Source organism: Ornithinibacter sp. (assembly GCF_035443565.1).
Classification (GTDB): domain Bacteria; phylum Actinomycetota; class Actinomycetes; order Actinomycetales; family Dermatophilaceae; genus Fodinibacter.
In genome coordinates this window covers 1-8132 of the sequence record NZ_DAORSO010000011.1, presented here as the reverse complement: position 1 = coordinate 8132, position 8132 = coordinate 1, and the positions used below count along the sequence as shown (strand labels likewise).

Below are 8132 nucleotides of genomic sequence, written 5' to 3'. Positions count from 1 at the left end.
TCTTCACCGCGGTCTTCTTCACCGCGGTCTTGCGGGTCGTGGCCTTCTTCGCCGGTGCCTTCTTCGCGGTGCGCTTGACCGGCCCGCGGGCCCGCTTGTCGGCGAGCAGCTCGTACCCGCGCTCGGGCGAGATCTGCTCGGGGTCGTCGTCCTTGCGCAGGGTCGCGTTCGTCTCGCCGTCGGTGACGTACGGGCCGAACCGGCCGTCCTTGACGACGACCGGCCGCCCCGACACGGGGTCGTTGCCGAGCTCGGCCAGCGGCGGCTTGGCCGCGGCCCGCCCGCGCTGCTTGGGCTGCGCGTAGATCGCGAGCGCCTGCTCGAGGGTGATGTCGAACAGCTGCTGCTCGGTCTCGAGCGAGCGCGAGTCGGTGCCCTTCTTCAGGTACGGCCCGTAGCGCCCGTTCTGCGCGGTGATCTCCTCGCCCGACTCGGGGTCGGCACCGACGACGCGCGGCAGCGACAGCAGCTTCAGGGCGGTGTCGAGGTCGATGGTCGCGAGGTCCATGTCCTTGAACAGGGATGCCGTGCGCGGCTTCGCCTTGACGGCCTTGCCTCGCGTCTTGGTCGCCCCCGCGGCCGGAGCCTCGTCGGGCAGCACCTCGGTGACGTAGGGGCCGTAGCGCCCTGCCTTGGCGAGGATGTCGCGCCCGGTGTCCGGGTCCTGGCCCAGTACCCGGCCGTCGTCGGCCGCGGTCGCGAGCAGCTCGCGAGCCATCGCGGGCGTGAGCTCGTCCGGGGCGACGTCGTCGTTGATGGTGGCGCGGCGCGGCGCGGCGGGTGCGCCGTCCTCACCCAGCGCGGCGGCATCCGTGACCTCGCCGGTCTTGGGGTCGATCCCCGCCGGGACGATCTCCTCGATGTACGGCCCGTACCGGCCGACCCGCACGACGATGCCGTCGCCGATGTCGATGGTGGAGATGGCTCGGGCGTCGATGTCGCCGAGGTCCTCGACGAGGTCACGCAGGCCCTGCGAGGACTTCGCCTCGTCGCCGAAGTAGAACCGGCGCAGCCACTCGGCGCGGCGGGCGTCGCCGCGGGCGATGGCGTCGAGGTCCTCCTCCATGGAGGCGGTGAAGCCGTAGTCGACCAGGCGCGGGAAGTGCTCTTCCATGAGCCGGGTCACTGCGAACGCGAGCCAGCTCGGGATGAGCGCCGACCCGCGGTTCGACACGTACCCGCGGTCCTGGATGGTTCCGATCGTCGAGGCGTAGGTCGAGGGGCGGCCGATCCCGCGCTCCTCCATCGCCTTGACGAGGGTGGCCTCGGTGTAGCGCGGCGGGGGCGAGGTCTCGTGACCCAGCGCCTCGGCCCGCACGGTGCGCAGCGTGGCGCCCTTGCCGAGCCGGGGCAGGCGGCGCTCCTCCTGCGCCTCGTCCTTGCGCTTGGTCGTCTGCTTCTCGTCGCGACCCTCCTCGTACGCGGCGAGGAAGCCGCGGAAGGTGATGACCGTGCCGGATGCCGACAGCTCGACGGACGCTGCCGGCGCACCGTCGGGCAGGGTCGCCCCCAACCGGACCGACGCGGTCGAGCCGCGCGCGTCGGCCATCTGGGACGCGACCGTGCGCTTCCAGATCAGTTCGTAGAGGGCGAACTCCTCGCCGCGCAGCTCACCCTTGACCTGGGCGGGCGTGCGGAACCTGTCACCCGCCGGGCGGATGGCCTCGTGCGCCTCCTGGGCGTTCTTGACCTTCTTCTCGTAGCGGCGCGGCGAGTCCGGCACGTACTCGGCGCCGTAGAGCTCACGAGCCTGCTGACGCGCAGCCGACAACGCGGCATCCGAGAGCGAGGTGCTGTCGGTTCGCATGTACGTGATGTAGCCGTTCTCGTACAGCCGCTGGGCAACGCGCATGGCGTTGCGGCTGTTCAGGCGCAGCTTGCGCGAGGCCTCCTGCTGGAGGGTGCTCGTCGTGAACGGGGCGCTCGGGCGGCGCGTGTACGGCTTCTCGGAGACCTCGGTGACGACGACGTCGGATGCCGTGAGCGCGTCGGCGATGCCGCGCGCCGTGGACTCGTCGACCTGGACCGCCTTGGCGTTGGTCAGGGTGCCGTCGTCGGCGAAGTCGCGACCGGTGGCGACCCGGTTGCCGTCGACGCCGGTGAGGCGCGCGGTGAACAGGTTGGCCTCGGTGTCGGGGGTGACGTCGGCCTCGACGTCCCAGTAGCTGGCGGAGCGGAAGGCCATCCGCTCACGCTCGCGCTCGACGACGAGACGGGTCGCGACCGACTGCACACGGCCGGCGGACAGGCCGGCCTTGACCTTGCGCCAGAGCACGGGGCTGACCTCGTAGCCGTAGAGGCGGTCGAGGATGCGGCGGGTCTCCTGGGCGTCGACGAGGTGGGTGTCGACGTCGCGGGTGGTGTTGGCGGCGCGCTGGATGGCTTCCTTGGTGATCTCGTGGAAGACCATGCGCTTGACCGGAACGGTGGGCTGGAGCGTCTCGAGCAGGTGCCACGCGATGGCCTCGCCCTCGCGGTCCTCATCAGTGGCCAGGTAGAGCTCGTCGGCGCCCTTGAGCAGCGCCTTCAGTTCGCGGACCTTCTTCTTCTTGTCGGCGTCGACGACGTAGAAGGGCTCGAAGTCGGCGTCGATGTTGACTCCGAAGCGGCCGAACGGGCCCTTCTTCATCTCGGCGGGCATCTCGCTGGGGGTCGGGATGTCGCGGATGTGGCCGACCGAGGCCTCGACGTCCCAGTCGGGGCCGAGGTACCCCGCGATCGTGCGGGCCTTTGCCGGGGACTCGACGATGACGAGCTTGCGTCCTGCCAAGGGGTTCACCTGTTCCGTTTCCGTTTACCCACGTGCAGCGGATTCGTCGCTGCTCCGACGTGGGAACGCCCTGACCGTAGCGCCCCGCCCCGGGAGAAGCACAAACGGCCCCTCCTGCGCGGGGTCAGGCGATCTCCTTGGTGAGCACCCGCCACGTGCCGACCGCGAACGGCAGCCCCAGCCACAGCAGGGATGCCGTGCCCAGGTGCGCCCACTCGGTGCCGCCCATCGAGCCCGCCATCAGCGGTTCGCTGGCGACGAGCAGGTCGACCCAGGGGGTGAACCGCTCGAGGGCGACGACGATCGTCGTCGCCACGGTGAACACCACCGGCAGCAGCAACGAGGTGACGATCGCTGCCGGGGTGTTGAGGAAGAGCAGACCGAACGCAAGCCCTTGGACGAGGTAGATCGTCAGCAGGAGCAAGAGCTTGGCGACGACCGCGGGCTCGTACGACCAGTCGGCAGGGCCGTCGCGCACGGTGGTCGACGCGAGGTAGAACAGCGCACTCGCGACGATCGTCAGGACGAGGACCGTCAGGGAGAGGCGCACGACGGCCAGCAGCTTGGCCACGACGACCCGCCCGCGTCGCGGCTCCAGGGTGAAGGTCACGAGCGCCGTCCGCTGGCTCCACTCGGTCGTGGCCGTGAGGATGCCGAGAATCGGCAGGAGCAGGCTGAGCGGCATGGTCGCCACGCTGAGCAGCCCCATGAACCCGAGGCCGTCGGACTCCCCCCAGATGAGCATGACCGCCAGGGTGAGCGCCGTCAGCAGGGCAGTGATCCCCAGCAGCCACGCCCCCGACCTGGTGTCGACGATCTTGCGTCGCTCCACCTCGAGGAGCCGACGGAAGGGGATGCCGGGGCTCCCCTCGAGAGGTGCGTGAACGGCATCCGGTGTGGTGGGTGCGGAAGCGGGGGTCGTCGTGGTGGTCATGCCGCCACCTCCCGGGCGTCGTCGGCGGTGAGTCTGAGGAAGAGGTCCTCGAGGCCCTGGGCCCCGTGCGGGCGGAGGTCGGTGACGACGATCCCCGCGGCGAGGGCGATGCGGGCGACGTCGACCGGTTCGGCCTCGACGACGACGCCGGATGCCGTGGCCGCCGCGGCGTGACCGGCGGCCTCCAGCGCGGCGACGAGTGCGGCATCGTCCAGCGAGCGGGCGATGGCGCCGAGGCCGTCGACCAGCTCGGCCACCGGTCCCTGCGCGACGATCCGGCCGCGCCCGATGACGACGATGTCGTCGGCGACGGCCTGCACCTCGGCGAGCAGGTGCGAGGAGAGCAGCACCGCTCCCCCACGGTCGGCGAAGTCGCGCAGGAGGCCGCGCATCCAGTGGATGCCCTGCGGGTCCAGGCCGTTGGCCGGCTCGTCGAGCACGAGCACCCGGGGGTCCCCGAGGAAGGCCCCGGCCAACCCGAGTCGCTGGCGCATGCCGAGGGAGTAGGTGCGCACGCGGCGCCCGGCCTCGTCGTCGGTGAGCCCGACGAGGCGCAGCACCTCGTCGACGCGGGTGCGCGGGACGCCGATGGCGATCGAGGCCAGGGTCAGCGCCTCGCGACCGGTGCGGCCGGGGTGCTGCGCCGAGGCGTCGAGCATGACGCCGACGTGGGAGCCGGCGTTGGGCAGGTCGCGGTAGGCGCGGCCCAGCACGGTGGCGTGTCCGCTGGTGGGTGGGGTCAGCCCGGTCAGCATCCGCATGACCGTTGACTTGCCGGCGCCGTTGGGGCCGAGGAAGCCGGTGACCGTCCCGGGCCGCACGGTGAAGGTGGCGCCGTCGACGGCGGTGACGCTGCCGTAGCGCTTGGTGAGATTCTCGACTCTGATCATGGGAACCAGCCTGCAAGCGAGGGTGCGGGGCGCACATCGGCCAGCGGACGGCATCCACCCCCGACCTTGGTCTATGTCTCGGCGCTGCCGGGGCGACCTTCAGCCGACGCGCACGAGGTCGGCGCGCTCGTAGCGTCGGGGCATGGATACTGACGGCATGACGCCACCCCCACCGCTGCGCTGGTGGGAGCACGCCTGGCGCCTGGGACTCGCCGCGCTCGTGAGCCTGGTCGCGTTCCTCGTCACCGTCGGTCCGTTGGCGGAGGCCGACTACGAACCGAGCGGGGCCGAGGCGTTCTGGATCCTGCTGGCAGATCCCGTGCTGGGGCTCGCGGCCTTCGTCCTCGTCCTCCAGCGTCGCCGCTGGCCCTTCGTGGTGGCCGCGCTCACCGCTGCCTTCTCGGCGGTCTCCTTGTTGGCGCTCGGCCCGGCGACCCTGGCCCTGGCGTCCTTGGCGACGCGGCGACGCCCCCGTGAACTGGCCCCCGTGGTTGCCCTGACCATCGCGGCGACCGTGTCGATGGAGACGCTGTACCCCAGCATCGAGCGAGAGTCGTGGTGGGTTGGCGTCCTGTCCGGCGTCCTGGGCGGCGCCGTCGTCATCGCCGTCGTCGTCGCGATCGGCTACGCGGTCGGCGCCGACCGCGAGGGCCGGCACACCCTGCGCGAGCGCGCCGAGACCAACGAGCGCGAGCAGCAGGCCCGCGTCGCCGCAGCCCGCGCCGAGGAGCGCACCCGCATCGCCCGCGAGATGCACGACGTCCTGGCCCACCGCATCTCACTGGTGTCGATGCACGCCGGCGCGCTGACCTACCGCGATGACCTGCCGCGGGAGCAGCAGGTCGCCGTCGCCCGCACGATCGAGGACAACGCGCAGCTCGCGATGTCCGACCTGCGCACGGTGCTCGGGGTGCTGCGCAGCGACGACGCTGCCGACGGCATGCCCGAACCACCCCAGCCGGGGACGGAGGACCTGCCGGCGCTGGTCGCCGAGGCGGAAGTCGCAGGCATGCGGGTGCTGCTCGACAACCAGCTGACGCAGGCTCCGCCCGCGACGACGGGGCGCACCCTCTACCGGATCGTCCAGGAGTGCCTGACCAACGCCCGCAAGCACGCCCCTGCGTGCTCGGTGACGGTGAGCATCGAGGGCGGCCCGGGCGAAGGCGTCGACGTCGTCGTGAGCAACCCGCTGCCGGTCGGCGCCGCGAGCCCCGAGCGGCTGCGCGGGCTGGGGCTGCTCGGGCTCGATGAGCGCGTTGCGCTGCTCGGCGGGTCGCTGGACCATGGCGAGACCGGTGGCCGCTTCGTCGTGCGCGCGTCGCTACCGTGGGCGGCATGAACGGGGCATCCGCGGCCCCGGTGCGGGTCGCCATCATCGACGACGACCCGCTGGTGCGGGCCGGGCTGGCGATGATCCTCGGGGGCGATCCGACGCTGTCGGTCGTCGGCGAGGCTGGTGACGGGGCGGATGCCGTGGCGCTCGTTCGCGAGGTCGCCCCCGACGTCGTGCTCATGGACATCCGGATGCCACGCCGCGACGGCCTGGCCGCCACCGGCGACCTGCTGGCACTGCGTGAGCCACCGAAGGTGCTCGTGCTGACGACCTTCGATGCCGACGAGATGGTGCTGGCGGCGCTGCGGGTGGGGGCCCACGGGTTCCTGCTCAAGGACACCCCGCCGGCCCGGCTCGTCGAGGCCGTGCACGCGGTGGCTGCCGGGCTGCCGATCCTGTCGCCGCACGCGACGTCAGCCCTGATCGCCGAGGTGGCCACGCGGGATGCCGCTGGGCCGAGTTCCGCTGACCGCCGCCGGGTCGCTGCCCGTGCTGCTCTCGAGGCGCTGACCGAGCGTGAACTCGAGGTGGCCGCCGCGCTCGGCCGAGGGCTGAGCAACCAGGAGATCGGGAGCGCGCTGTACCTCAGCGTGGCGACGGTCAAGGCCCACGTCGGACGCATCCTGACCAAGCTCGGGCTCGAGAACCGCACCCAGGTGGCGATCCTGGTTCACGACGCCGACCTGGGCGACGACGAGAACTGACGCGGACGGCATCCGCCCGGCTGAGGGTCGAGGGGCGCGCGCCGGTGAGCGGGCGGCATCCGTCTCACTCGTGACATGCGGGGCGCGCGACATGTCGCGCGCTCCGCATGTCACCAGTCGGACGCGGAATACCGCACCGGGGCAATGTAGTTGTAGGTTGAACTATCTGCCCCGAGGAGCCCCACCATGTCAGCAGCAACCACGCAGACGTCCGAGCGCCAGCCGGTGCTCTACCTCAGCCACGGCGCGCCGCCGCTGGCCGACGACACGACGTGGACCGGCGAGCTCGCCGCGTGGTCGAGCGACCTGCCGCGGCCGAGCTCGGTGCTCATCGTGTCGGCGCACTGGGAGCTGGCCCCCATCGCCGTCTCGGCGACCTCGGGTGACGTGCCGCTGCTCTACGACTTCTGGGGCTTCCCCCAGCGCTACTACGAGGTCACCTACGACGCCCCGGGCGCACCCGAGCTGGCACAGTCGGTGGCCGGGCTGCTGTCCGGCGCCGGCGAGAGCCTGCACCAGGACCCCTCGCGTGGCCTCGACCACGGCGCCTACGTGCCGCTGAAGGAGATGTTCCCGCAGGCCGACATCCCCGTGCTCCAGCTCTCGATGCCGACCCTGGACCCGCAGCGGCTCTTCGCCCTCGGGGAGCGACTGGCCCCGCTGCGCGACGAAGGGGTGCTCATCGTCGGGTCGGGCTTCACCACGCACAACCTCGCGTGGTTCAACCCCTCGGCGCCCTCGGACGCCGCACCGCCGACGCCGTCGGCCGAGTTCGACCACTGGGCTGCCGAGGCCGTCGGGCGGGGCGATGTGGATGCCGTGCTCGACTTCCTCGCCAAGGCACCCGCCGCTCGGGAGGCGCACCCGCGCACCGAGCACTGGGCCCCGCTGTACGTCGCCCTGGGTGCGGCGTCTGCGTCGGGTGGGGTGGATGCCGCGAGCGTCATCGACGGCTTCTGGTACGGCCTGAGCAAGCGCTCCTGGCAGTTCGCCTGACCCTCACCCGAGGTGGCGGTTCAGGAAGTCGCCGATGCGCCGCCACGCATCGTCGGCGGATGCCGCGTCGGGCCCGACCCGCATGACCCACCGTGAGATGGGGGTCGCGAACCACGGCACGTCGGCCTGCTTGTTGAGGAAGGCATGTCCCGCCGACGGGTACTCGCGAACGTCGTGTGGCACCGCTCGTGCGGCCAGCGCCGACTCGAGGGTCGACGCCGCTCCGCGCAGGTACAGGTCGCGCCCGCCGTAGCTCGCCACCACGGGGCAGGCCCCGTCGAGGGTCGACAGGTCCGCCGGCAGCGCCCCGTAGTTGACGACGGCGGCATCCCAGCCCGGTCGCCCGGCCAGCACCAAAGCGAAGCCGCCGCCGAGACAGAACCCGATGACCCCGACCGCGCCGCTGCAGCGCGAGTCGGCCAGCGCGGCATCCCTCACCGCCTCGATGTCATCGAAGGTGCGGCCGCTGCCGCGACGCAGCGCCCGGAAGGTCTGGGCCAGACAG

At 71.9% G+C, this 8132-nt stretch carries 7 protein-coding genes; 3 read left to right on the top strand and 4 right to left on the bottom strand.

The annotated features are described in order from the left end of the window. From topA to PLL68_RS02725, 3 genes are all read right to left on the bottom strand, one after another. A partial coding sequence (gene topA / locus PLL68_RS02735; RefSeq protein ID WP_502910645.1) for a type I DNA topoisomerase occupies nucleotides 1-2770 on the bottom strand: 2770 nt, incomplete at its 3' end. Between the two features lie 124 nt (nucleotides 2771-2894). Beyond that, entirely contained in the window at nucleotides 2895-3704 is an 810-nt protein-coding gene (locus PLL68_RS02730) for an ABC transporter permease (RefSeq protein WP_324531424.1), read from the bottom strand. Further along, complete coding sequence (locus tag PLL68_RS02725; protein ID WP_324531422.1) at nucleotides 3701-4594, bottom strand: ABC transporter ATP-binding protein; 894 nt, start codon at nucleotides 4592-4594, stop codon at nucleotides 3701-3703. The genes PLL68_RS02730 and PLL68_RS02725 overlap by 4 nt, the downstream gene beginning before the upstream one ends. 142 nt (nucleotides 4595-4736) lie before the next feature. On the opposite strand from PLL68_RS02725, the gene PLL68_RS02720 reads away from it, so the two are divergent. The 3 genes from PLL68_RS02720 (at nucleotide 4737) to PLL68_RS02710 (ending at nucleotide 7627) form a co-directional block, all read left to right on the top strand. Then, entirely contained in the window at nucleotides 4737-5933 is a 1197-nt protein-coding gene (locus tag PLL68_RS02720; RefSeq protein WP_324531420.1) for a sensor histidine kinase, read from the top strand. Beyond that, nucleotides 5930-6631, top strand: a complete 702-nt coding sequence (locus PLL68_RS02715) for a response regulator (protein WP_324531418.1) — start codon at nucleotides 5930-5932, stop codon at nucleotides 6629-6631. Before PLL68_RS02720 ends, PLL68_RS02715 begins: the two co-directional genes overlap by 4 nt. 186 nt (nucleotides 6632-6817) lie before the next feature. Next, nucleotides 6818-7627 (top strand): dioxygenase family protein, encoded by an 810-nt coding sequence (locus tag PLL68_RS02710; protein WP_324531415.1) that lies wholly within the window; start codon nucleotides 6818-6820, stop codon nucleotides 7625-7627. A 3-nt stretch (nucleotides 7628-7630) separates the two neighbouring features. On the opposite strand, the gene PLL68_RS02705 is transcribed toward PLL68_RS02710, so the two are convergent. Beyond that, nucleotides 7631-8132 (bottom strand): dienelactone hydrolase family protein (locus PLL68_RS02705; RefSeq protein ID WP_324531413.1); only part of this gene is annotated, 502 nt, incomplete at its 5' end.

What these genes read in the sequence shown, in the direction of transcription:
- PLL68_RS02730 (WP_324531424.1), bottom strand. Translation starts at nt 3,704, where the DNA reads ATGACCACCACGACGACCCCCGCTTCCGCACCCACCACACCGGATGCC.
- PLL68_RS02725 (WP_324531422.1), bottom strand. Translation starts at nt 4,594, where the DNA reads ATGATCAGAGTCGAGAATCTCACCAAGCGCTACGGCAGCGTCACCGCC.
- PLL68_RS02720 (WP_324531420.1), top strand. Translation starts at nt 4,737, where the DNA reads ATGGATACTGACGGCATGACGCCACCCCCACCGCTGCGCTGGTGGGAG.
- PLL68_RS02715 (WP_324531418.1), top strand. Translation starts at nt 5,930, where the DNA reads ATGAACGGGGCATCCGCGGCCCCGGTGCGGGTCGCCATCATCGACGAC.
- PLL68_RS02710 (WP_324531415.1), top strand. Translation starts at nt 6,818, where the DNA reads ATGTCAGCAGCAACCACGCAGACGTCCGAGCGCCAGCCGGTGCTCTAC.